The sequence below is a fragment of the Rhodococcus sp. NPDC059179 genome, from assembly GCF_042754885.1.
Classification (GTDB): Bacteria; Actinomycetota; Actinomycetes; order Mycobacteriales; family Mycobacteriaceae; genus Rhodococcus_G.
On record NZ_JBHZBV010000005.1, the window covers coordinates 192105 to 214771 of the forward strand.

Below are 22667 nucleotides of genomic sequence, written 5' to 3' on the forward strand. Positions count from 1 at the left end.
GATCGCCGTGACCTCAGCTCTGAATGCACCAGCTCTGAAATCAGTCAACGCGCGTATCGCCGAGGAACTCGGCGTCCGGGAGGAGCAGGTCCGCGCTGCGGTCGACCTGCTCGACGGCGGCGCGACGGTTCCCTTCATCGCCCGGTACCGCAAGGAGGTCACCGGCACCCTCGACGACGCCCAGCTGCGACTGCTCGAGGAGCGGCTGCGCTACCTGCGTGAGCTCGATGAGCGCCGCGAGTCGGTGCTCGAATCGATCCGCTCTCAGGACAAGCTCACCGACGAGCTCGCCGGCCAGATCATGTTGGCCGACACCAAGGCCCGGCTCGAGGACATCTACCTGCCGTTCAAGCCGAAGCGGCGGACCAAGGCGCAGATCGCCCGCGAGGCCGGGCACCAGCCGGTCGCCGACACGCTGCTGTCGGACCCGAGCACGGACCCCGCGCAGTACACCGCCGAGCAGCTCGACGGCGCCCGTTCCATCCTGGTCGAGCAGTTCGCCGAGGACGCCGACCTGGTCGGTGAGCTGCGCGAGCTGATGTGGACCCGCGGCCAGGTCAAGTCCGCGGTCCGCAAGGGCAAGGAGACCGACGGCGCCAAGTTCGCCGACTACTTCGAGTTCTCCGAGCCGTTCGGCAAGCTACCCAGCCACCGCATCCTCGCCATGTTCCGTGGCGAGAAGGAGGAGGTGCTCTCGCTGACCCTCGACCCCGAGACCGAGGAGCTCGCGCTCGGTGAGGTCAGCGTCTACGAGGGCCGGATCGCCGGCCGGTTCGGCGTCGCCGACCGCGGACGCCCGGCGGACCGGTGGCTGCTCGACACGGTCCGTTGGGCCTGGAAGACCAAGATGCTGATCACCCTCGGCATCGACACCCGGATGCGGCTGCGTCAGGCCGCCGAGCAGGACGCCGTCGACGTGTTCGCGATGAACCTCAAGGACCTGCTGCTCGCGGCACCCGCAGGCACCCGCGCCACGATGGGCCTGGACCCCGGCTTCCGGACCGGCACGAAGGTCGCCGTCGTCGACTCCACCGGCAAGGTGCTCGCGCACGACACCATCTATCCGCACCAGCCCGCCAACAAGTGGGACCAGTCGCTGGCGACCCTCGCCGCGCTGGCCGCCAGGCACAAGGTCGACCTGATCGCGATCGGCAACGGGACGGCGTCCCGCGAGACGGACGCGCTGGCGGCGGACCTGATCAAGAAGTTCCCTGAGGCCGGGCTCACCAAGGTGATGGTCTCGGAGGCGGGTGCGTCGGTGTACTCGGCCTCCGCGTACGCCTCCGCGGAACTGCCGGACCTGGACGTGTCGATCCGCGGCGCGGTGTCCATCGCGCGCCGGCTGCAGGACCCGCTGGCCGAGCTGGTGAAGATCGACCCGAAGTCGATCGGCGTGGGTCAGTACCAGCACGACATCTCCGAGACGCTGCTCGCGCGCTCGCTGGCCGCGGTCGTCGAGGACGCGGTGAACGCGGTCGGCGTGGACGTCAACACCGCCTCGGTGCCGCTGCTCTCGCGGGTCTCGGGCATCACCGGCTCGCTGGCCGAGTCGATCGTCGCACACCGAGACAGCAACGGGCCCTTCCGCAGCCGCAAGAGCATCCTCGACGTCGCGCGGCTCGGGCCGAAGGCGTTCGAGCAGTGCGCCGGCTTCCTCAAGATCACCGACGGCGACGACCCGCTGGACGCCTCCGCCGTGCACCCGGAGGCCTACCCCGTGGTGCGGCGGATCGTCGACGCCACCGGAACCGGGGTCAAGGAGATCATCGGCAACACCTCGGCGCTGCGATCCCTGCGGCCGCAGGACTTCGCCGACGAACAGTTCGGCCTGCCGACCGTCACCGACATCATCGCGGAGCTGGAGAAGCCGGGCCGCGATCCGCGTCCGGAGTTCAAGACCGCGACGTTCGCGTCGGGCGTGGAGAAGGTCGCCGACCTCAAGCCGGGCATGACGCTCGAGGGCGTGGTCACCAACGTCGCCGCGTTCGGCGCGTTCGTCGACGTGGGGGTGCACCAGGACGGGCTCGTGCACGTCTCGGCGATGTCGCACAACTTCGTGAAGGACCCGCGCGAGGTGGTCAAGTCGGGTGATGTGGTGAAGGTGAAGGTGATGGAGGTCGACCTCCCGCGCCAGCGCATCGGGCTGAGCCTGCGCCTGGACGACGAGCCCGGCGCCGCGAAGCAGGAGCGTGGTCAGGGCGGGGGAGGACAGCGCCAAGGTGGCGGACCGCGTCAGGGTGGCGGTCAGCGGAACGCCGGCCAGCGCCAGGGCGGTCAGCGACAGGGCGGCGGCTCGTCGGGAAGCAACAGCCCCGCAGGCGGTTCGATGGCCGACGCACTCCGCAAAGCCGGCTTCGGCAAGTAGGCAGCTTCGCTGCCCGTGCGCGGCTAGCGGGTCCCTAGACCCGTCAACCGCGCACGGGCGCCGCAGGCGCCTCTAGTACCCGCCGATGCCCTTGCCGATCATGACGACGCCGATCACCAGCAGCAGTGTCGCCATCACGGTGGCGTTGTTGGCGGTCAGCCAGGTCTTGAGCTCGTTCAGCCAGGCGGTGGCCTTCTCCCTGGCGACGAAGTAGGCGATCACCGGCCCTGCCACGGTGCTCGCGGCGATGACGGTGAACACGATCCCGGCGACGGTGATCGTGGCGCCGCTGACCCCGAGGTTGGCGACGGCCACGGCCGCGCCGACGATCATCAGCAGGTTCTTCGGGTTCACCGCGGACAGCGCGAAGCCGAGGCCCAGTGCCTTGCCAGGGGTGACCTTGTCGATGGCGGCGAGCCACGCGGGCATCGTCGGCTCGGCGTCGGGCGCGGGCCTGCCCTTCCACTGCTTGACTGCCAGCCCCAGCAGCGCGACGCCGAGGATGATCTTGATGGTGGCTGTGACGGCGTTGCCGTCCGTGTCGGTCTCGAGGCCGACCGCGCCGGCGATCGCGACGATCACCGCGTATGCGACGGCGATGCCGAGGATCCATCCGACGGTGAACGAGGTGGCCGTGCTCCCCGCCTTCGGCGTCAGCAGCATGAGGATTGCGGCGATGATCGGGATCGGACTGATCGCGACGCCGAGCGCGAGCGGAAGAATGTCACCGATGGCTGTTCCCATGATGGGCATGGTCTCAGCCCGCGGCGTCAGGGGAACCACCCGAAAAGGGTGACCGTCGGCGGCTGCGCGGAGTGCCGCCGAGGTGACATGCTTCGTCCCATGGCTCCGAACATCCAGTCCGTGAAGGTCGAGTCGCCGAAGGCGCTCAAGAACATGTCCTGGGTGCCGGGTGGGCTCTTCTGGATGGGGTCGGAGGACTTCTACCCGGAGGAACGGCCCGTCCATCAGGTCGAGGTGGACGGCTTCTGGATGGACACCCACCAGGTCACCGTCGCGGAGTTCCGGCGATTCGTGAAGGACACCGGCCACGTCACCATCGCCGAGACCGCGCCCGACCCGGCCGACTACCCCGGCGCCGACCCGGCGTTGCTGGTGCCCGGCTCGCTGGTGTTCACCCCGCCTCCCGGCCCGGTCTCGCTCGACGACTACCAGCAGTGGTGGTCGTGGGTGCCTGGCGCGGACTGGCGTCACCCCGAGGGGCCGGGCAGCAACGTCGGCGGGCGTGAGAATCATCCGGTCACGCACGTCGCCTACGCGGATGCCAAGGCGTACGCCGAGTGGGCGGGCAAGGAGCTGCCGACCGAGGCCGACTGGGAGTTCGCGGCCCGCGGCGGCCTCGACCGCACGGCCTACGCGTGGGGCGACGAGTACACCCCGGGCGGGAAGCAGCAGGCCAACACCTGGCAGGGCCAGTTCCCGTGGCAGAACCTCGCCGAGGACGGGTTCGTCGGGACCTCGCCGGTCGGCAGCTTCCGCCCCAACGGCTACGGGCTGGTGGACATGGCGGGCAACGTCTGGGAGTGGACCACCGACTTCCACACCGCCGACCACAGCGCGGGCGGCAAGAACGTCAACCCGGCGAGCTCCTGCTGCATCCCGCGCAACCCGAGATCGGAGGCGGCGGCACGAGCGGAGGGGGAGAGCTACCCGCGCCGGGTCATCAAGGGCGGCTCGCACCTGTGCGCCCCCAACTACTGCCTCCGCTACCGGCCCGCCGCCCGTCAGGGGGAGACCGAGGAGACCTCCACCTGCCACGTCGGGTTCCGGTGCATCGTCCGGCGGCAGGGTCCCGGGCCGAGCTGATGGGAGAGTGGCTGCAGCGGGACATCGTCGAGCCGGGCAAGCTGCCGCTGCTTCTGTTCTTCCTGGGATTCATCGGCGGCTTCGCGTTCATCCGGATCAGCGTGCGGATGATCCGCGCGGAGGTCCGATGGTGGCCCGGCAACGTGACCCCCGGCGGCCAGCACGTCCACCACGTGGTGTTCGGCGTCGTTACGATGCTCGTCACCGGCGTGTGGTTGATCGCGGTGTTCGAGGACGGCAGCTCGTTGACCGGTGCGCTGCTCGCGGCGGCCTTCGGGATCGGCGCGGCGCTGGTGCTCGACGAGTTCGCGCTGATCTTCTACCTCAAGGACGTGTACTGGGCCGAGCAGGGCCGGACCTCCGTCGACGCGGTGTTCGTCGCCTTCGCCGTCACCGGGCTGCTGCTGCTCGGCGCCCGGCCGACCGCGATCCTGGACGTCGAGGCGTTCCGCGGCGAGGCCCCGACGTGGGTGCGCGCGCTGGTGGCATTGCTGACCCTCGTGAGCCTGCTGATCGCCGCGGTGGTGATCGCGAAGGGCAAGATCTGGACGGGCCTGTTCGGCATGTTCTTCTTCCCGGCCCTGTTGGTCGGTGCCATCCGGCTGAGCCGACCTGGCGCGCCGTGGGCGCGGTGGCGGTACGGGGACCGGCCCAAGCGCATGCGCAGGGCAGTCGAACGGGAGAAGCGGTACCGCAGGCCGATCATCCGGGCCAAGATCTACGTGCAGGACCTCGTCGCGGGCAAGCCAAGCGCCGAGCACGCCAGGGCAGCGACGGAGGAGGAGCTCGAGCGGACGGTGCACGCCGCGCCGCCAGCCCCGCACCACGAGAGGGCGCGTCGGTAGTCCCGATTTCGCCCCGTCCTGCTCGTCTGGCACAATTGACGGGTTGCCTGTACAGGCGACACCTACCTATTCGGAGTACGAACCAGCCGAGCACCGCCTTCAGTTGTGCCGCTCGGTTCCTCTGCTCGCGCGAAAACGCAAGGATGGAACAACCCATGAACACCCTGGACTTTCTGGACGCCCGCTCTCTCCGCGACGACATTCCGGAGTTCCGTCCCGGCGACACCCTGAACGTGCACGTCAAGGTCATCGAAGGCTCGAAGGAGCGCGTGCAGGTCTTCAAGGGCGTCGTGATCCGTCGCCAGGGCGGCGGCATCCGCGAGACCTTCACCGTTCGCAAGGTGTCCTTCGGCGTCGGCGTCGAGCGCACCTTCCCGGTGCACAGCCCCAACATCGCTCAGGTCGAGGTCCTCACCCGTGGTGACGTCCGTCGCGCCAAGCTGTACTACCTCCGCGATCTGCGTGGCAAGGCCGCCAAGATCAAGGAAAAGCGCTGAGCTTTCGCGTCTGCCCGGCCCCGGAACAGCACAACCGTTCCGGGGCCGGGCTAACCTGATCCGGTGGTAAATACCCCTCAGGAATCGACGGCGCCGGACGGTGCCGAATCCCCCGAAACGACGTCGGGGAGGGTCGAGAAGAAACCCCGCCCGTTCTGGCGGGAGCTCCCCATACTCATTCTGGTCGCGCTCATGATGAGCTTTCTGCTGCAGACCTTCATCGTCAGGGTGTATCAGATTCCGTCGGGGTCGATGGAAGAAACCCTGCTCGTCGGCGACCGGATCGCCGTCGAGAAGATCAGCTACCGCTTCGGCGACCCGCAGCCCGGCGATGTCATCGTCTTCAAGGGCCCGGAGTCCTGGAACACTCATTGGGTCTCCAACCGGTCCTCGAACGTGGTCGTTCGTGGCCTGCAGGAGGTCGGTTCGCTGGTCGGCTTGGTGCCGCCGGACGAGAACGATCTGGTCAAGCGGGTCATCGCGACCGGCGGTCAGACCGTCGAATGCTGTGACGACCAGGGCCGGATCCTCGTCGACGGCAAGCCGCTGGACGAGCCGTACGTCGACCGAGCAGAAAATGACTTCAAGTTCGAAAAGGGAATCCTGGACTGCGACACGCAGGTCAAGTCCGGCCGCTGCTTCGGTCCGATCACCGTCCCCGAGGGCAACTTCTGGATGATGGGCGACCACCGCAACAATTCCATGGACTCCCGCTACCACGTCGGCGACGAGTTCAACGGCAGCGTCCCGCGCGAAAACGTGATCGGCAAGGCCGTCGCCATCGTGCTGCCGCCCTCGCGTTGGGGCACTATTGACTCGCCTGATATTCAAGGTAAGTGAGTACCTGGCCACCGAGGACGGTCATTCGCAGGGCAGCCGGCCTGCGGACGATGGAGTCGGCCCTCATTCGAAGCGGTCTCGGCCCCGTGGTGGGCGTCGACGAGGCCGGCCGCGGCGCCTGCGCGGGCCCGCTGGTGGTCGCGGCCTGTGCGCTCGGACCCAAGCTGCACCCGGCGCTGGCGAATCTCGACGACTCGAAGAAGCTGACCGAGCGGGCGAGGGAAGAACTGTTCCCGGCCATCACGCGCCTCGCCCGTGCGTGGTGCATCGTGGAGATCCCGGCGTGGGAGGTCGATGCGCTCGGCGTGCACGTGGCCAACATCGAGGGCATGCGGCGCGCGGTCGCCGGACTCTCGCTGGCGCCGGGATACGTTCTGACGGACGGGTTTCGGGTGCCGGGACTGCCGGTGCCGTCGCTGCCGGTGATCGGCGGCGACGCCTCGGCAGCGTGCATCGCGGCGGCCAGCGTGCTGGCGAAGGTGTCGCGCGACCGCACCATGGTGGCGATGGACGCGGCGCTGCCCGGGTACGGGTTCGCCGCGCACAAGGGGTACAGCACGGCCGCGCACACCGCGGCGATGGCCGCGCTGGGCCCGAGCCGTCAGCACCGGATGTCGTACGCGAACGTCGCGGCGGCGCGGCTCATGCAGCGCGATCCGGTGCGCGAGGACCGACTGGCGGCCGATGCGGCGCGCGAAATGTACACCGCGGCGGTGCGTGCGGGATGATGATGGTTCACAACAGAGCAGGAGGACGGCGAAACCGATGAGTGCCGAAGATCTCGAGAAGTACGAAACGGAGATGGAGCTCTCGCTCTACCGTGAGTACAAGGACATCGTCGGCCAGTTCGCCTACGTGGTGGAGACCGAACGCCGGTTCTACCTGGCGAACTCCGTCGAGCTGATCCCGCACAACGCGGACGGGGAGATCTACTTCGAGGTGCGGATGGCCGACGCCTGGGTGTGGGACATGTACCGCCCCGCGCGGTTCGTCAAGCACGTCCGGGTGATCACCTTCAAGGACGTCAACATCGAGGAACTCGAGAAGTCCGATCTGCGGTTGCCCGAGAACGGGCCGTTCGGGGAGTAGCGCGCAGGCCCGAGGCCGCGTCACACAGTTCTGCCGAGGTCACCCACCGATTGCGCACGCAAACGGTAGGTGACCTCGGCATTTCTGTTGCAGTCGGGTGGATTCGCGCACCCGAAGAGCTCACGTGGCGACGCGTGGCACCAGGTCGGGTGTTGCTATGGCACCACTTCGGTGCCATAGTGGCATCATGGAACTCAGCACCTATGTCGACAGTCTCCGCCACGAGCTGGCCGTTGCCGCCGAGGCCGGGGGTGAGGATGCCCGCGTCCTTGCCGAGCGACTCACCGCGCCACTCGAATCGGCGGTGCGGCTGACCCTGCTGGACGCGTTGTCCGCGGCGGCGAGTGAGATCACCACCGAGCTGGCGCCGGGGTCGGTGGATCTCCGTCTGCGCGGCCGCGAGCCCAGCTTCGTCGTGACGCTCCCGCCGACGGAAGCCGCGGCGGATGAGCCGGCGACCTCGGTGGCGGGCGCCGCAACACCGATCCCCGTGGAAGGGGACGAGGGCGCGATGACCCGGATCAACCTCCGGCTGCCCCAGGACCTCAAGGATCGAGTCGAGAACGCCGCGCGGGTGGCCGGGCTCTCCGTGAACGCGTGGCTCGTCCGATCCGCAGCGGCGGCACTGGACGGCGGCGGAGACGGGCCCGCTCCGGAGCAGCGCACCGCTCGCGGAGGCCAGCGTTTCACGGGGTGGGTGCGCTGACGCCTCCGGGCGAGCTGCACACCGCGCCATCGCGTCCCCACCGAGGAGACGCTCCAGCCACCACCATCGGGAGTACTGCAATGCGGACCTTCACCACCCCTGAACCCATCACCGCGACAATCGAACTCGTCATCGGCGATGTACGCATCGCCGCGGGCGACCGCGACGACACCGTCGTCGATGTACGCGCCAGCGATCCGTCACACGAGCCCGACGTGCGGGCGGCCGAGCAGACCCGCGTGGAGTTCTCCGCGGGCCGGCTGCTGGTCAAGGCGCCGAAGCAGCGTGGACTCGGCCTGTTCGGCAAGGCCGGATCGATCGACGTGACGATCGAACTGCCTGCGGGCTCACAGCTCGAGGGGGACGCCTCCGTGGCGACGTTCCGCTGTGTCGGCCGACTCGGGGAGTGCCGGGTCAAGACGTCGGCCGGCGACCTCCATCTGGACCACACCGGCGCGGCGGACGTCAGCACCGGCGGGGGCGCCGTCGCCGTCAACCGCGTCGAGGGCGATGCCGACGTACGCACCGGATCGGGCAAGATCCGCATCCATGAGATCGACGGCAGTGCCGTCGTCAAGAACTCGAACGGCGACATCTGGATCGGTGCGGTCGGCCGCGACCTGCGAAGCAACACCGCCAACGGAAACATCACGGTCGACCGCGCCCTCGCCGACGTGACGGCCGCGACCGCCAACGGGGACGTCCGGATCGGCGAGACCGTGCGCGGTTCGGTCTCCCTCAAGACCGCGTGCGGACAGATCGAGGTCGGCATCGCGTCGGGCACCGCCGCCAAGCTCGACGTGCGCACCTCGTACGGCCGGGTCCGCAACCAGATGGACATCGCCGCCGGACCCGAAACATCCGACAACACACTCGATCTGCACGCACACACCAGCTACGGCGACATCGTCATACGCCGTTCGTGAACACCGATCAGAGAGGAAGAACGATGACGAAAGCGATCCCTGCGATCTCGGCGACCGGGCTGCAGAAGTCCTACGGCGACAAGCTCGTGCTCGACGGCATCGACCTGACAGTTGCGAGCGGAACGATCTTCGCACTGCTCGGGCCCAACGGCGCAGGCAAGACCACTGTGGTCCAGATCCTGTCCACGCTGATCGCGGCCGACCACGGAGAGATTCGCGTCGCGGGTCACGACCTGGCCGCCGATCCCGACGCGGTGCGCGCCGCGATCGGCGTCACCGGCCAGTTCTCCGCGGTGGACGACCTGCTCACGGGCGAGGAAAACCTGATCCTCATGGCCGACCTGCACCACCTGGGCCGGGCTGAAGGCCGCAGGCGAGCCGCGGACCTCCTCGAGCGGTTCGACCTCGTCGATGCCGCCACGAAGACCGCCGCCACGTTCTCCGGCGGGATGCGCCGCAAACTCGACCTCGCGATGACCCTGGTCGGACGGCCGCAGATCATCTTCCTCGACGAGCCCACCACAGGACTGGACCCGCGCAGTCGCCGCACCATGTGGCAGATCATCCGCGACCTCGTCGACGACGGCGTCACCATCTTCCTCACCACGCAATACCTCGAGGAGGCCGACCAGCTCGCCGACCGGATCGCGGTTCTCGACCACGGGCGACTGGTGGCGGAAGGGACGGCAACCGAACTCAAACGCCGCATTCCTGGCGGGCACATCCGGCTGCAGTTCACCGACGCGACCGACCTCGACGCCGCCGCCAGGTCCCTGCACGGGTCCTCCCGCGACGATGCGGCCCTCGCCCTGCGGGTTCCGAGCGATGGCGGGGTCGCGTCGCTGCGGTCGCTGCTCGACCGACTGGACCACGACGCGATCGCGGTCGACGAATTGTCTGTTCACACACCCGATCTCGACGACGTGTTCCTGGCCCTGACCGGCCGGACCGAGAAGGAAGAGAGCGCCGCGCGATGACCACCATGTCCTACGCCGTCAGTGACTCGGCAACGATGCTGCGCCGCAGCCTCCGGCACATCGTCCGCTACCCGTCCATGACGATCATGCTGATCGGGATGCCGATCGTGTTCCTGCTGTTGTTCGTGTTCGTGTTCGGCGGGACCCTCGGGGCGGGACTGGGCGATCCGGCGGGCGGCCGGGCCGAGTACGTCAACTACGTCACGCCGGGGATCATCCTGATGACCGTGGTGGCGGCCGCGCAGGGGACCTCGATCTCGGTCGCCATGGACATGACAGCGGGGATCATCGCGCGGTTCCGCACGATGGCGATCACCCGGACGTCGGTGCTGACGGGTCACGTCCTGGGCAGTCTCATCCAGACCATGCTCAGCCTCGTGGTCGTCATCGGGGTCGCGGTGGGGATCGGATTCCGGCCCGACGCCGGACTGGTCGAGTGGGTCGCCGCCTTCGGCCTCCTGGCGCTGATCACCTTCGCGGTGATCTGGCTCTCCGTGGCATTCGGCCTGGTGAGCAAGAGCGTCGAGACCGCGAGCAATCTCCCGATGGTGCTCCTGCTCCTGCCGTTCCTCGGTAGCGCGTTCGTCCCCACCGACTCGATGCCGACCGCGCTGCGCTGGTTTGCCGAGTACCAGCCCTTCACCCCCGTCATCGAGACGCTGCGCGGGTTGCTGCTCGGCGGCCCGATCGGCAACAACGCCGCACTTGCCATCGCCTGGGGCATCGGGATCTCGCTGCTCGGCTATCTCTGGGCGAGGCGCCTGTTCAACCGCCGCGCCTCGCACTGACACCGCGGCGGCGGTAACGGACAACGGCGTCAGGAAGCCCTGACGCCGTTTTCCAGCATCGTGGTCCGCAGCACGAATGCTGCCTCGCCGCCGATGATCTCGCCGACCAGCGTCAGGTAGCGGTCGACGAACTCGGGGCCGTGCGGCGCGAGCGCCTGGCCCGCGGGCTCGAGGTGGTGGGCGAGCTCGTGCAGGACGACGAATTCCCGCAGAGCCCAGGCGGTCCCGCGGGTGTGCAGCGGGACCGCGATGGTCGCCGTGCCGGCTTCGTAGTGGGCGGCCGCCGCGCCTGCCCTGGCCCGGACCGCAACCCGGGTTCGTGCCCGATCCCATCGGGCGCGAACCCAGTTCAGCGCGAGCACCCGGTCCGCGTAGTCCTGCACCGACTCGACCGAGGCGAACCTCCGCTCGACCGGAAGCGTGATGGTGGAACCGAACAGCTCGAGCTCCCGCGCGCCCCGATCGGCGCGGTCGAACACGTTGCGCACCACGGACTCTGCCTCGTAAACCCGGGTGCGCTGGCTGTCGCGCCCGGAGCTCACTCGAGCTGCTTCGTCGCCGCCGAGAGCTCCGGTGCATGGCCGAGGCGCGCCGCCCGGCCAGCCCGGTCGCCCGCCCGCCGCGCGGTCGAGGAGTGTCCGGCGGTGGCCTTGGACCCACGCCACGTCCCGCGGGCCTGCGACGTCTGACGATAGAAGTCGGACAGCTCGAGCTGCTTGTCGCGCAGCACCAGCGCGGTACCGGCGTGCCCTGGCCCTTCCGAATCCGCGCGCACCGCGTCCGCCTCGGCGGCCTTCTTCGCGGTGGTCAGGCGCTCGCCGATCCGGGCGGCGAAGGCCAGCTGGAAGTTCAGCCGGGCGGTGACCCCGGCCACCGGTCGGTGCGCCCCCGACTTGATGAACGCGTCCGACGCCCGGACCATCTGTACGAGCAGGCTCGAGTAGAGCGCCTCGCAGGCATCGATGTCCGTGCCGAACCCGTAGGCGAACACCTGCGTCGAGTTGTGCGCGACGTCGCACTGCACGTCGTTGGCCGCGGCGATGCTGACGAACAGGTGCACGTAGGTGCGCAGGCCCTTCTTGCCGGTCTCGCCGATCCCGACGACCCGCTGGGTGGGGGTCACGCGCTGCTCGCGGCGCGAGGTGTGTGAGCGCGCTACGGCGAGGTCGATCGAGGTCGCGGTGGCCAGGCGCTGCGCGGCCTCCATGAAGGCCTGGGCCTCGTGCGGATTGGTGGTGGACTCGGCCTGGCGGAGCAGACCGCCGATCCGGGCCAGCATCTTCTCGGAACTCACCAGGACGAGCGTAGACGCCGGGTCGGACGGGAGGGTGATCTCGGTTTGTCCCCAGGCCCAGATCTATCCACAGGGCGGCGCGAATCGCCTGGACGCCGCGGAGAGTCGGTCGCGGCATCGGCGCATGGTCATCGCATGGCGCGAAACCTGGAGCTGGGGGCACGGGGTGAGGAGCTGGCCGCGGGCCACCTCACCCGAGCGGGCATGACGATCCTCGAACGGAACTGGCGATGCCGGTACGGCGAGCTGGATCTGATCGCCCGGGACGGGGACGCGGTCGTCTTCGTCGAGGTGAAGACGCGGTCGGGCCGGGGCTATGGCACGCCAGCCGAGGCCGTGACGTTCGCGAAGCAGGGTCGCATCCGACGCCTGGCCGGCCTGTGGCTGTCCGGTCAGGCGCACGGCTGGCGGCAGGTGCGGTTCGACGTGGTCGCCGTCGTCATCGAGTCCGGTCGGGATCCGGTGCTCGAGCACCTGCGGTCGGTGTTCTGATGGCGCTCGGGCGGGCGTACGCGGTGGCGGTGCGTGGCGTCGACGGTCAGCTGGTGGAGATCGAGGCGGACATCGGGCGCGGGTTGCCCGGCGTGCACCTGGTCGGGCTGCCGGATACCGCGCTGCAGGAGTCGCGGGACCGGGTGCGGGCCGCGGTCACCAATTCCGGTGAGAAATGGCCGGATTCGAGGGTGATCCTGGCCCTGTCGCCCGCGACGCTGCCGAAGGGAGGCAGTGGATTCGACCTCGCGCTGGCCTGCGCGGTGCTGGTGGCCGACGGACGTGTCCCGGCCGCGGACCTGGACAAGTCCGTGCTGGTGGGCGAGCTCGCGCTGGACGGGCGGCTGCGCGGGGTGCGCGGCGTGCTGCCTGCGGTGCTGGCCGCCAAGTCCGCAGGCCGACCCAGCGTGGTGGTACCGCACCCGGCGCTCGCCGAGGCAGGCCTGGTGGACGGCATCGAGGTGTTCGGGGCGCGCAATCTGCGGGAGGTGATCGAGTGGCTGCGCGGGGAACTCACGCTCGCCACCCCGAGCCCGCTGCAGGCGCCGCCCGAGCGGGCGGTGGCCGACCTCAGCGACGTGGCGGGGCAGGCGGACGCGCGCCTGGCGCTGGAGGTGGCGGCCGCGGGTGCGCACCACCTGATGCTGACCGGTCCGCCAGGAATCGGGAAAACGATGCTGGCGCAGCGTCTCCCGGGAGTTCTCCCGGCTCTGAGTGAGCAGGAGGCGCTCGAGGTGACCGCGATCCACTCGGTGGCCGGTCTGCTCACCAGCGAGCGGCCGCTGATCACCGAACCGCCGTTCGTCGCCCCGCACCACACCTGTTCGATCAGCGCGCTGGTCGGGGGCGGTTCGGGGATGGCTCGGCCCGGTGCGGTGAGCCGGGCGCACCGGGGCGTGCTCTTCCTCGACGAGTGCGCGGAACTGGGCGTCAAGGCGTTGGAGGCGTTGCGCACCCCACTCGAGGACGGTGAGGTCCGGATCGCGCGGCGGGACGGGGTGGCGTGCTATCCGGCGCGGTTCCAGTTGGTGCTGGCGGCGAATCCGTGTCCGTGCGCGCCGCCCCGGCCGGAGGACTGTGTCTGCGCCCCGACCGCGCGCAGGCGATACCTGGGGAAACTGTCGGGTCCGCTGCTCGACCGGGTGGATCTGCGCGTGCGGATGTACCCGATCTCGGTCGGCGCGCTCAACGGCGAGGCCGCCGAGTCGACGGCGTCGGTGCGGTCGAGGGTGGCCGACGCCAGGAACACCGCGGTCGAGCGTTGGCGCGAGTTCGGCTGGCGGACCAACGCCGAGGTGCCGGGTCCCGCTCTGCGACAACGGTTCCGGATCTCCAGGCAGGCGCTGGGTCCGCTGGAGCGTTCGCTGCGGGAGGGGGACATCACCGCCCGCGGCGCCGACCGCGCTCTGCGTGTGGCCTGGACGCTCGCGGACCTGGCCGGCCTGGCGATGCCGGGCGAGGACCAGGTGGGGTTCGCGCTGGAGTTCCGCGATCGGCGGGGGCAATGAGCGCGCGGCTGGCGGCCTGGGCGTACCTGTCGCAGGTGGCGCCGGGGCCGTGCGCGCCGCTGGTGGAGCTGGTCGCGGCGGTGGGGCCGGAGGAAGCGGCGCGGGCGGTGCGCGGGTCGGACCTGCCCGAGGTGCTGCGCACCCGGACGCAGGCGCGCAGGCACATCGACTCGGCGGACCGCGATCTGGACATTGTCGACCGGCTCGGCGGCAGGCTGCTCACGCCCGACGACGAGGACTGGCCGGCGTGGAAACTGCTGGCCTTCGACGGCCTCGACCCGCGGCGTGAGCGGGAGTCGGCGCCGCCGTTGGCGCTGTGGGTGCTGGGGGAGCGGCCGCTGGCCGAGCTCACCGAGCGGGCGGTCGCGGTGGTCGGGACCAGGGCGGCAAGCGGTTACGGCGAGCACGTCACGGGGCAGTTCGTCGACGACCTGGCGGGTCAGGGGTGGACGATTGTCTCTGGCGCCGCCTATGGCATCGACGGTGCCGCGCACCGCGCCGCCCTGGCCGCGGGCGGCGCGACGGTGGCGGTGCTGGCGTGCGGGGTGGACCGGGCCTATCCGGCTGGTCACGCGCGGTTGCTGCGCGAGATCGTCAGGGAGGGCGCGGTGGTCAGCGAGTACTCGCCGGGCACGACCCCCGCCCGGCACCGTTTCCTGGCCCGCAACCGGCTGGTCGCGGCGCTCGCTGACGCGGTGCTGGTGGTGGAGGCGGGTGCCCGCAGCGGGGCCCGCAACACCGCGACGTGGGCGTCGCGGCTGGGTCGGCCGGTCCTCGCGGTGCCGGGCCCGGTGACGTCGGCGTCCTCGGTCGGGTGCCATCGAATGATCAGGGAGGGCGAGGCGCTGCTGGCCGCGCGGGCCGCGGACGTGGTCGAGGCCGCCGGTCCCGCGGGGGTGGGCGGCGAGGACGGCGGCCAGGTGCGGGCGCTTGACGGTCTCTCGGCCAAGGCGGCGATGGTGTACGAGGCGCTGCCCGCGTCGGGTTCGGTTGGCGCGCGCGAGCTCTCGGAGAGTTCGGGGGTGCCGATCGAATCGGTGCGGGGCGCGCTGCCGGTGCTGGAGCTGGCCGGGCTGGTCGGGTCGGACGAGACGGGGTGGTTCAGGCGGACGGCGCCGTTGTGAAGGATTCCTCTCGGACACCGCCCGCCGAGGATCAGCCGAACTGCGGGCAGATGTGTTGCAACGCCGCTGCGTATGCCCGGGTCTCCTCGTCCAGCGCGCGCTGTTCGGCCTCGAAGTCGCGCCCCGATGCCTTTGCGCTGTCCAGGGCGGACTGCCGGGCGCCGAGCAAGGCCGTGCTGAATCCCGCCCAGTCGTCCCAGGAGCCGGTCGACACGGCGGCGGGCAGCATCTGCTCGAACGACTCGCAGTAGCCGTGGCCCGCGGCCACGATGGCGGCGCGTTCGGCGCGCGGGCTCAGCGTGATCGAGCCAGCGAGGATCTCGTCCCAGCGGGTGTCCGCGCAGACGGCGGCCGCGAACCCGGCGTCGCCGCCGTCGGGCACGTTCCGGAATACCGCGCTCGCCTGAACCCGCTCGATCTGGGCCGGCCGCGTGGCCGCGAACTGGTCCACCAGGTTCTGCTCTGCCGCGTCGGCGGTCCCGTCGCCCCTCGGCCGGAGCACGTCGACGAGCTCCTCGGCGGTGGCGTTGGGGAGCGTCGCGTCGACGCACGCCGCGCCGCCTGCGGACCCGGGCTCGGAGGACGCCGACGAGCAACCGCCGACCAGGGCGACGGTGATCGGCAGCAGGACGGCTAGTGAACGGATTCGACGGATGTGTGTCATTGCCCCTCAAGAAAGACGCGGAAAGTTGTTGGCGGCGGCAGTGGTTCGGGCCGCCCCGGTGTGGCCGACCGATGGTGTGCGACGAATCGGCAGGCTGCAGTATCTCAGGCATTGCCAGAACGAGAGGGGAATCACGCGATCCGATCCCCGACGCCCGGTACTGTCTTAGGTAACGCTAACTAGCGGGAGGTATCGGGATGGCAAGAAGAATCACCACACTCACTGTGTCGCGCACCGAGCGGCTGACGCCGCACCTGGTGCGCGTCTATCTGGGCGACCCCGGCTTCGAGGAGTTCGTGCCCAACGACTACACCGACGCCTACGTGAAGCTGATCTTCGGGCCGGAGGACGATCAGGTGCTGCGCACCTACACGGTGAGCTCCGTGGACGACGAAAACCGTGAGGTCGCCATCGATTTCGTCGTGCATGGTGCTGACGGGGTGGCCGGTCCGTGGGCTGCGTCAGCCCGGCCGGGGGAGAGCGTGCGACTGTTCGGTCCCGGCGGCGCCTACGCGCCGCGCGCCGACGCCGATTGGCACCTGCTCGCAGGCGACGAGTCGGCGATCCCCGCGATTGCGGCTGCGGTCGCGGCGCTGCCCGCGGACGCGGAGGCCCGGGTGGTGCTCGAGGTCGCAGGCCCGGACGACGAGGTGCCCCTGCCCTCGGCCGCGCCCGTACAGGTCACCTGGGTGCACCGCGGCGGCGGCGCCGAAGAGGTCGGCGACGACCGGGCGGGCGACAACGCGCCGCTGATCGACGCGGTCAAGGCGGTGCCGTGGCTGCCGGGCCAGCCGCAGGTGTTCATCCACGGCGAGGCGCACGCCGTCATGCACGGGCTGCGCGCGTACATCCGCAACGAGCGCGGGGTCACCGCGGAATGGGCGTCGATCTCCGGCTACTGGCGGCGCGGCCGCACCGAGGAGGGCTTCCGGGTGTGGAAGTCGGAGCTCGCGGCGGCTGAGAGTCCCGAGGGCTCGCGCTAGCCGACGGTGACAGCAGCGCCGCGGCGAATCAGCCGAAACCCGGTGCCGCTGAGCAGGACCGCGATGATCAGCCCCAGCGCGAGGCCGATGGCCGGGAAGCTGACCCAGGTTGGCCCGAGGTCGAGTTGCCACGGAATCCGCACAGGCGTCGGCTCGTCGCTCGGTGGTCGGTTCAGCACGAAGGGCTCGCCCAGTTCCGGGGGATGGGCGCCGCCCACGAACGAGACGATCGCGCCATACAGCAGGCCGCCGAAGGCGAAGACCGCGTACAACGGACCTCGGCCGCCGTCCCGCATACGGACCAATCGCCAGCCGGACAGCGCCAGCACCGAGCCGACGGCGGTCAGCATCGTCGCGCCGACCAGCGGGAAGATCAGCAGCGCGGGCAGCCACGGCGGGCCGGGGAAGTACAGGAACCCGTAGTAGATCGTCCTGACGCCGAGGCGGCCGCTCGGCTCGGTGGCCGCATAGTCGGCGTACGGGGTCGCGTGCCGCCAACCCGCGGCGCCGAGCGCCCCCGCGACCAGTCCGAACACGGCCAGCGTCGCGACCAGCGCCATGACCCCACGCCCGGTCCTGTTGCGGTTGCTCACCGGATCATCATCGCGGACACGGGGTCCCGCCCGGCGTAGCCGCCGCCGGGCGCGTCGGCTAGACCGGGGCTGCAGCCGCGTCGTGGTCGGCGGTCGAGACCGGTGCAGGCCTGCCGAGGGTGAGCAGCGCCGTCATCGCCACGACGGCGCAGGCCACGATGCCGATCGACATCCCGAGCGCGGACCCGCCCACCAGCGGCGAGATCAATGCCGCGAGACCGAACTGGCCCGCGCCCATCAGCGCGGACCCGGTGCCTGCCGCGGCGGTCACCTCGGACTGTCCGAGCGCGGTGGCGTTGCCCATGATGAATCCCAGGCTTGTGGTCACCACGAACAGCAGCGGCAGCACGACCCAGGCGTTGGTGCCACCGACGGTCACCTCGAGCAGCAACGCCGCGCCTGCGACGAGCATCATCGAGACGCCGAACCTCAGCAGCTGACGAGCGTGGAAGCGCCCGATCAGCCTGGTGTTGACGATGCTGCCTGCGACGATGCCGATCGAGTTGACTCCGAACACGATCGAGAACTGGCCGGGCGACAGGCCGAGTGCGTCCTGGACCACGAATGGCGAGGCGGAGATGTAGGAGAACAGCGCGCCGAATCCGAACATGAAGGTCAGCGCGTAGCCGACATAGCGACGATTGCCCGTCACGTACCGCATGTTGTGTGCGAGGGCCGCGAGCCCGCCGCCGTGCCTGCGCTCGACGGGCAACGTCTCGGGCACCACCGCCAGCACCCCGACGAGCATCAGCACGGCGGCCGCGGCGAGCACCCAGAAGATGCCGCGCCAGCCGATCGGTCCGAGCAGCGCGCCACCCATCAGCGGGGCGACCACGGGGGCGACGCCGCCGATAATCATCATGATGCTGAAGAGTTTCGCGGCGTTGTCGCCCTTGGCCCGGTCCGCGATCACCGCGCGGGCCAACACGATTCCCGCGCCGCCGCTGAGGCCCTGCAGGAGGCGGGCGCCGATGAGCACCTCCGCCGACGGCGCGATCGCACACGCCACGCCGCTGATCGCGCAGACGATGGTGCCGCCGATGAGCAGCCTGCGTCGACCCCAGCCGTCGGAGAGCGGCCCGACGATCAACTGGCCGATGCCGAGGCCCGCCATGAAGGTGGTCAGGGTGAGCTGGACCGTCGAGGCGGAGGTGCCGAGGTCGTCGCCGAGGGCGGGCAGGCCCGGCAGGTACATGTCCGTCGCGAGCGGCGCGATCGCGGACAGCAGGGCGAGGACCAACAGCATCGGGATCGGAATGGTTCGGCTCACATGAGTGACCCAGCGGCGCGGGTGCTTGATTTATTCCCGTCCGGGGGAGACGGTGCGCACATGAGTTCGCAGGCGAAGCGGCAGGAACCGGGTGAGGTGCCCGCGCGGTTGGCCGCGCATCTCGATGCCTACGCCGAGTATCTGACGCTCGAGCGGGGCCGGTCCGAGCACACGGTCCGGGCGTATCTGGCCGACGCCCGGTCGCTGCTCGCGCACCTCGCGGCCGCGTCGGAGGATGCGGGACTCGACGACATCGACCTTCGGGCGATGCGGTCCTGGCTGTCCGCGCAGGCGGCGGCGGGGGTGGCGCGCACCACCCTGGCTCGCCGCACCGCGGCCGCCCGCACCTTCACCGCCTGGCTGACCCGAACCCGCCGGATCGCGCGCGATCCCGGGGTCCGCCTGGTCGCGCCCAAGGCGCACCGCACCCTGCCGGCCGTATTGCGCCAGGGCCAGGCGGCCGAGGCCATGCAGGCCGCGGAATCCGGTGCGGCGCAGCTCGAGCCGATCGCGGTGCGGGATCGGCTGATCGTGGAGCTGCTGTACGCCAGCGGCATCCGGGTCGGGGAGCTGTGCGGTCTGGACCTCGACGACGTCGACCTCGAGCGCCGGGTGCTGCGGGTGCTCGGCAAGGGCAACAAGGAGCGGTCGGTGCCGTTCGGGGGGCCCGCGGCCGCCGCCGTCGACGCCTGGCTGACGTCGGGGCGCCCGGCGCTGGCGAACGAGCGCTCGGGACGGGCGCTGCTGCTGGGGCGTCGCGGCGGCCGGATCGATCAGCGGCAGGCCAGGAGCGTCGTGCACGAGGTCCTCGAGGCGGTCCCGGGCGCGCCGAGCCTCGGCCCGCACGGGCTGCGGCACTCGGCGGCGACCCACCTGCTCGAGGGCGGTGCCGACCTCCGGGTGGTGCAGGAGCTGCTCGGGCACAGCAGTCTGGCGACCACGCAGCTGTACACCCACGTGTCGGTGGCGCGGTTGCGGGCGGTGCACGATCAGGCGCACCCGCGGGCCTGAAGCGCTTGGTAGCCTCGGCCCGGAATTGCTGCGGGTCGAATCCGCAGATCTGTACACACATTCGGGGGAATTGTGAACCGCGATCATTCGACGCCGGCCTGGCTGCAGGGTGCCGCCGCGCCCGCGGAGGCGCCGTCCTGGACGGACCAGAATGCGTCGCACGTCGCCCCCGCCCCGGCCGAACCGACCTGGACGGAGCCGATCCGGCCGGCGGCGCCGCCGCCGCCGCATCAGCCCACCAATCAGGACCTGGTCGCGGGGGCGCTGCGGGGGCGTCCGCGCCGCGCCCCCGACGCCGGCTGGCGTGCCGCCGTGCACCGACTCTCCGGCGGGGTCATCAACCCCGGTCAGTCCGGCGACGAACTGCATCTGCAGGCCCTGGTCGAGCGGATCAACCAGCCGATCCGCGGGGACTACCGGATCGCTTTCCTCTCGCTCAAGGGCGGCGTGGGCAAGACCACGACGACGGTGGGGCTCGGCTCGACGTTCGCGTCGCTGCGGGGGGACCAGGTGATCGCGGTGGACGCGAACCCGGACATGGGCACCCTCGCGACGCGGGTCCCGCTGCAGACCTCCTCGACGGTGCGAGACCTGCTCGCCGACGGGCCGAACCTGCGCCGCTACTCCGATGTGCGCAGGCACACCTCGCAGGCGGAGAGCCGGCTGGAGGTGCTGGCCAGCGAGCAGGATCCGGCCATGTCGGAGGCGTTCAGCGAGGCCGATTACCGGTCGGTGATCGACATCCTGCAGGTGTACTACAACATCATCCTCACCGACTGCGGCACCGGCATCATGCACTCGGCGATGAATGGCGTTCTGCAGCTTGCTAATTCGCTTGTCCTGGTCAGTTCGCCCGCGATCGACGGGGCCCGCAGCGCCGCGGCCACCCTGGATTGGCTGCAACACCACGGCTACGGGCACCTGGTCGAGCGGACGGTCGTGGTGATCAGTTCCGCCCGGCCCGGCGCGACGACCATCGACCTGGACGAGTTGAGCAGGCATTTCCTCGCGCGGTGCCGCGCCGTACAGGTGGTGCCCTTCGATGAGCACCTCGCCGAGGGGGCCGAGATCGACCTGGCCCTGCTCAAGCCCGCGACCCGCCGGGCGTTCGTCGAGCTCGCCGCGATGGTCGCGGACGACTTCCCGGTCTCCGCGGGCCGGCACGCCGTCGCGGACTGGGCCTAGGCGCCTGCCCGCAGCGGCTTGAGACGCACCGGCGCGCCCCGCACCAGCCCGAGCGGGTCGAGGTACTCCCGCCCGCGCCGCAGCCCCCAGTGCAGGCAGGTCGCGCACCCCGGATGCCCCGGCTCGAGGGCGCCGAGCGGGGTGCCTCGGCCGACCCGGCCGCCGACGTCGACCGTCGCCCGGACCGGCTCGTAGGTGGTTCGCAGCCCGCCCGGGTGGTCGACCGAGACCACAGGCTTGCCCGCCACAACCCCGGCGAACGCCACCACCCCGTCGCCCGCGGCGAGCACCGCCTGGCCAGGGATGCCGTTCAGGTCGACGCCCCGGTGCCCGGGCAGCCAGTCCTGCTCGGGCGGGTCGAAGGCTCGGGCGACCCCGGGTCGCGGGCGCAGCGGCCAGGAGTAGCCGTCGGGCGCCGCGGCGACCGGGGGTGGTCCGCAGAGCAGCAGCAGCGCGCACAAACCGGGGAGGGCCAGGATCCGCATCCATCCAGCCTGGGTCAGGCCGGGCCCTGTCGGGGCGGCGTCGGGCGATCTGTGGATGAACGATCGGTTGTCCACAGTGCCGGTTATGACCTGCTGGTGGCAGCCCGTACACTGTCCATGCGGTCTGTGCTCGCACAGTCCGACTTCGCGCGCCCGCGCATGAACAACGGCCTTCGGCTGGTCCTGCACCCGTGCAGGTCCGGGGGCTGGCGGGCGCCAGGGCAGGGATCACCGATCGCCTGCGTCAACCGGCTATGAAAGAGGTACACAGCCATGGCTGTCGTAACCATGAAGCAGATGCTCGACAGTGGTACCCACTTCGGGCACCAGACCCGTCGCTGGAACCCGAAGATGAAGCGTTTCATCCTCACGGACCGCAACGGCATCTACATCATCGACCTGCAGCAGACCCTGACGTACATCGACAAGGCGTACGAGTTCGTCAAGGAGACCGTTGCCCACGGCGGCACCGTGCTCTTCGTCGGCACCAAGAAGCAGGCGCAGGAGTCCATCGCCGAAGAGGCCACCCGCGTGGGCATGCCCTACGTGAACCAGCGCTGGCTCGGCGGCATGCTCACCAACTTCTCCACCGTCCACAAGCGTCTGCTGCGCCTCAAGGATCTCGAGGCCATGGAGCAGACCGGTGGCTTCGAGGGTCGCACCAAGAAGGAAATCCTCATGCTCACGCGTGAGATGACCAAGCTGGACCGCACCCTCGGTGGTATCCGGGACATGGCCAAGGTTCCGTCGGCCATCTGGGTCGTCGACACCAACAAGGAGCACCTCGCGGTCTCCGAGGCCCGCAAGCTGAACATCCCGGTCATCGCGATCCTGGACACCAACTGCGATCCCGACCTGGTCGATTACCCGATCCCGGGCAACGACGACGCGATCCGCTCCGCCGCACTGCTGACCAAGGTCGTCGCCTCCGCGGTGGCCGAGGGTGTGCAGGCCCGCGCCGGACGCAACGCGGCCGACGACGCCAAGCCCGAGGCAGGCGCAGGCGAGCCGCTCGCCGAGTGGGAGCAGGAGCTGCTCTCGCAGGCCGCCCCCGCCGCCGAGGCGGAGGCAGCAGCCGAGGCTCCCGCAGCCGAGGCCACCGAGGCTCCCGCAGCGGAGGCCCCGCAGGCCTAGTGACTCGGCCCTGACCTACCAAGGTCAGGGCCGCTTCACTTCACGCTCCACCCCAGGCATCGAA

Annotated in this window: 24 protein-coding genes and 1 pseudogene; 18 read left to right on the forward strand and 7 right to left on the reverse strand. The window is 70.3% G+C overall.

What is annotated here, in order from left to right; translation table 11 throughout:
* Positions 1-7: 7 nt before the first annotated feature.
* Complete coding sequence (locus tag ACFXMV_RS13430) at positions 8-2365, forward strand: Tex family protein (RefSeq protein WP_378501813.1); 2358 nt, start codon at positions 8-10, stop codon at positions 2363-2365.
* A 72-nt stretch (positions 2366-2437) separates the two neighbouring features.
* Here the strand turns inward: ACFXMV_RS13430 and ACFXMV_RS13435 are convergent, their stop codons facing one another.
* Positions 2438-3109, reverse strand: a complete 672-nt coding sequence (locus ACFXMV_RS13435; protein ID WP_378503411.1) for a GAP family protein — start codon at positions 3107-3109, stop codon at positions 2438-2440.
* Between the two features lie 153 nt (positions 3110-3262).
* Here ACFXMV_RS13435 and ACFXMV_RS13440 point away from each other — a divergent pair, with 153 nt between their 5' ends.
* From ACFXMV_RS13440 to ACFXMV_RS13485, 10 genes and pseudogenes are all read left to right on the forward strand, one after another.
* Positions 3263-4192 (forward strand): formylglycine-generating enzyme family protein, encoded by a 930-nt coding sequence (locus ACFXMV_RS13440; RefSeq protein WP_378501369.1) that lies wholly within the window; start codon positions 3263-3265, stop codon positions 4190-4192.
* A pseudogene (locus tag ACFXMV_RS13445) lies at positions 4192-5104 on the forward strand (hypothetical protein); the annotation flags it as partial. The gene ACFXMV_RS13440 and the pseudogene ACFXMV_RS13445, both read left to right, overlap by 1 nt.
* Positions 5105-5192: 88 nt before the next feature.
* Complete coding sequence (gene rplS, locus ACFXMV_RS13450) at positions 5193-5534, forward strand: 50S ribosomal protein L19 (protein ID WP_027499292.1); 342 nt, start codon at positions 5193-5195, stop codon at positions 5532-5534.
* A 63-nt stretch (positions 5535-5597) separates the two neighbouring features.
* Entirely contained in the window at positions 5598-6374 is a 777-nt protein-coding gene (gene lepB / locus ACFXMV_RS13455; protein WP_378501367.1) for a signal peptidase I, read from the forward strand.
* The gene (locus ACFXMV_RS13460) at positions 6371-7102 is read left to right on the forward strand and encodes a ribonuclease HII (RefSeq protein WP_378503410.1); all 732 of its coding nucleotides are present in this window, start codon (positions 6371-6373) and stop codon (positions 7100-7102) included. The genes lepB and ACFXMV_RS13460 overlap by 4 nt, the downstream gene beginning before the upstream one ends.
* A 37-nt stretch (positions 7103-7139) precedes the next feature.
* On the forward strand, positions 7140-7463 hold the full coding sequence (locus tag ACFXMV_RS13465; protein ID WP_072750096.1) for a DUF2469 domain-containing protein: 324 nt from the start codon (positions 7140-7142) through the stop codon (positions 7461-7463).
* A 187-nt stretch (positions 7464-7650) separates the two neighbouring features.
* Complete coding sequence (locus ACFXMV_RS13470) at positions 7651-8169, forward strand: hypothetical protein (protein ID WP_378499384.1); 519 nt, start codon at positions 7651-7653, stop codon at positions 8167-8169.
* Positions 8170-8249: 80 nt separating this feature from the next.
* Complete coding sequence (locus ACFXMV_RS13475) at positions 8250-9095, forward strand: DUF4097 domain-containing protein (RefSeq protein WP_378499383.1); 846 nt, start codon at positions 8250-8252, stop codon at positions 9093-9095.
* A gap of 23 nt (positions 9096-9118) precedes the next feature.
* On the forward strand, positions 9119-10072 hold the full coding sequence (locus tag ACFXMV_RS13480; RefSeq protein WP_378499382.1) for an ATP-binding cassette domain-containing protein: 954 nt from the start codon (positions 9119-9121) through the stop codon (positions 10070-10072).
* Positions 10069-10860 carry an ABC transporter permease gene (locus ACFXMV_RS13485; RefSeq protein ID WP_378499381.1) on the forward strand — a complete coding sequence of 264 codons (792 nt, stop codon included), beginning with the start codon at positions 10069-10071 and terminating at the stop codon, positions 10858-10860. The genes ACFXMV_RS13480 and ACFXMV_RS13485 overlap by 4 nt, the downstream gene beginning before the upstream one ends.
* A gap of 29 nt (positions 10861-10889) precedes the next feature.
* Here the strand turns inward: ACFXMV_RS13485 and ACFXMV_RS13490 are convergent, their stop codons facing one another.
* Both ACFXMV_RS13490 and ACFXMV_RS13495 read right to left on the reverse strand, forming a co-directional pair.
* The gene (locus ACFXMV_RS13490; RefSeq protein WP_378503409.1) at positions 10890-11402 is read right to left on the reverse strand and encodes a TIGR04338 family metallohydrolase; all 513 of its coding nucleotides are present in this window, start codon (positions 11400-11402) and stop codon (positions 10890-10892) included.
* Positions 11399-12154 (reverse strand): DUF2786 domain-containing protein, encoded by a 756-nt coding sequence (locus tag ACFXMV_RS13495; RefSeq protein ID WP_378499379.1) that lies wholly within the window; start codon positions 12152-12154, stop codon positions 11399-11401. Before ACFXMV_RS13495 ends, ACFXMV_RS13490 begins: the two co-directional genes overlap by 4 nt.
* 135 nt (positions 12155-12289) lie before the next feature.
* On the opposite strand from ACFXMV_RS13495, the gene ACFXMV_RS13500 reads away from it, so the two are divergent.
* The 3 genes from ACFXMV_RS13500 to dprA are packed head-to-tail and all read left to right on the forward strand — an operon-like array spanning position 12290 to position 15278.
* Positions 12290-12646 (forward strand): YraN family protein, encoded by a 357-nt coding sequence (locus tag ACFXMV_RS13500; protein ID WP_378499378.1) that lies wholly within the window; start codon positions 12290-12292, stop codon positions 12644-12646.
* Positions 12646-14154, forward strand: coding sequence for a YifB family Mg chelatase-like AAA ATPase (locus ACFXMV_RS13505; protein WP_378499377.1), 1509 nt, complete (start codon positions 12646-12648; stop codon positions 14152-14154). The genes ACFXMV_RS13500 and ACFXMV_RS13505 overlap by 1 nt, the downstream gene beginning before the upstream one ends.
* The gene (dprA, locus tag ACFXMV_RS13510) at positions 14151-15278 is read left to right on the forward strand and encodes a DNA-processing protein DprA (RefSeq protein ID WP_378499376.1); all 1128 of its coding nucleotides are present in this window, start codon (positions 14151-14153) and stop codon (positions 15276-15278) included. The genes ACFXMV_RS13505 and dprA overlap by 4 nt, the downstream gene beginning before the upstream one ends.
* A 31-nt stretch (positions 15279-15309) precedes the next feature.
* Here dprA and ACFXMV_RS13515 read toward each other — a convergent pair whose 3' ends face one another.
* On the reverse strand, positions 15310-15942 hold the full coding sequence (locus ACFXMV_RS13515) for a hypothetical protein (protein WP_378499375.1): 633 nt from the start codon (positions 15940-15942) through the stop codon (positions 15310-15312).
* Between the two features lie 197 nt (positions 15943-16139).
* Here ACFXMV_RS13515 and ACFXMV_RS13520 point away from each other — a divergent pair, with 197 nt between their 5' ends.
* Positions 16140-16925 carry a siderophore-interacting protein gene (locus ACFXMV_RS13520; protein WP_378499374.1) on the forward strand — a complete coding sequence of 262 codons (786 nt, stop codon included), beginning with the start codon at positions 16140-16142 and terminating at the stop codon, positions 16923-16925.
* On the opposite strand, the gene ACFXMV_RS13525 is transcribed toward ACFXMV_RS13520, so the two are convergent.
* The gene (locus ACFXMV_RS13525) at positions 16922-17518 is read right to left on the reverse strand and encodes a hypothetical protein (protein WP_378499373.1); all 597 of its coding nucleotides are present in this window, start codon (positions 17516-17518) and stop codon (positions 16922-16924) included. The genes ACFXMV_RS13520 and ACFXMV_RS13525 overlap by 4 nt on opposite strands.
* Before the next feature lie 58 nt (positions 17519-17576).
* The gene (locus ACFXMV_RS13530) at positions 17577-18764 is read right to left on the reverse strand and encodes a multidrug effflux MFS transporter (RefSeq protein WP_378499385.1); all 1188 of its coding nucleotides are present in this window, start codon (positions 18762-18764) and stop codon (positions 17577-17579) included.
* A gap of 84 nt (positions 18765-18848) precedes the next feature.
* On the opposite strand from ACFXMV_RS13530, the gene ACFXMV_RS13535 reads away from it, so the two are divergent.
* Together ACFXMV_RS13535 and ACFXMV_RS13540 are read left to right on the forward strand one after the other, a co-directional pair.
* Entirely contained in the window at positions 18849-19799 is a 951-nt protein-coding gene (locus tag ACFXMV_RS13535) for a tyrosine recombinase XerC (protein ID WP_378499372.1), read from the forward strand.
* Between the two features lie 72 nt (positions 19800-19871).
* Positions 19872-20984 (forward strand): AAA family ATPase, encoded by a 1113-nt coding sequence (locus ACFXMV_RS13540; protein WP_378503408.1) that lies wholly within the window; start codon positions 19872-19874, stop codon positions 20982-20984.
* On the opposite strand, the gene ACFXMV_RS13545 is transcribed toward ACFXMV_RS13540, so the two are convergent.
* Positions 20981-21469, reverse strand: coding sequence for a M23 family metallopeptidase (locus tag ACFXMV_RS13545; RefSeq protein WP_378502144.1), 489 nt, complete (start codon positions 21467-21469; stop codon positions 20981-20983). The genes ACFXMV_RS13540 and ACFXMV_RS13545 overlap by 4 nt on opposite strands.
* Before the next feature lie 273 nt (positions 21470-21742).
* On the opposite strand from ACFXMV_RS13545, the gene rpsB reads away from it, so the two are divergent.
* The gene (rpsB, locus tag ACFXMV_RS13550; RefSeq protein WP_378502143.1) at positions 21743-22603 is read left to right on the forward strand and encodes a 30S ribosomal protein S2; all 861 of its coding nucleotides are present in this window, start codon (positions 21743-21745) and stop codon (positions 22601-22603) included.
* Positions 22604-22667: the final 64 nt, after the last annotated feature.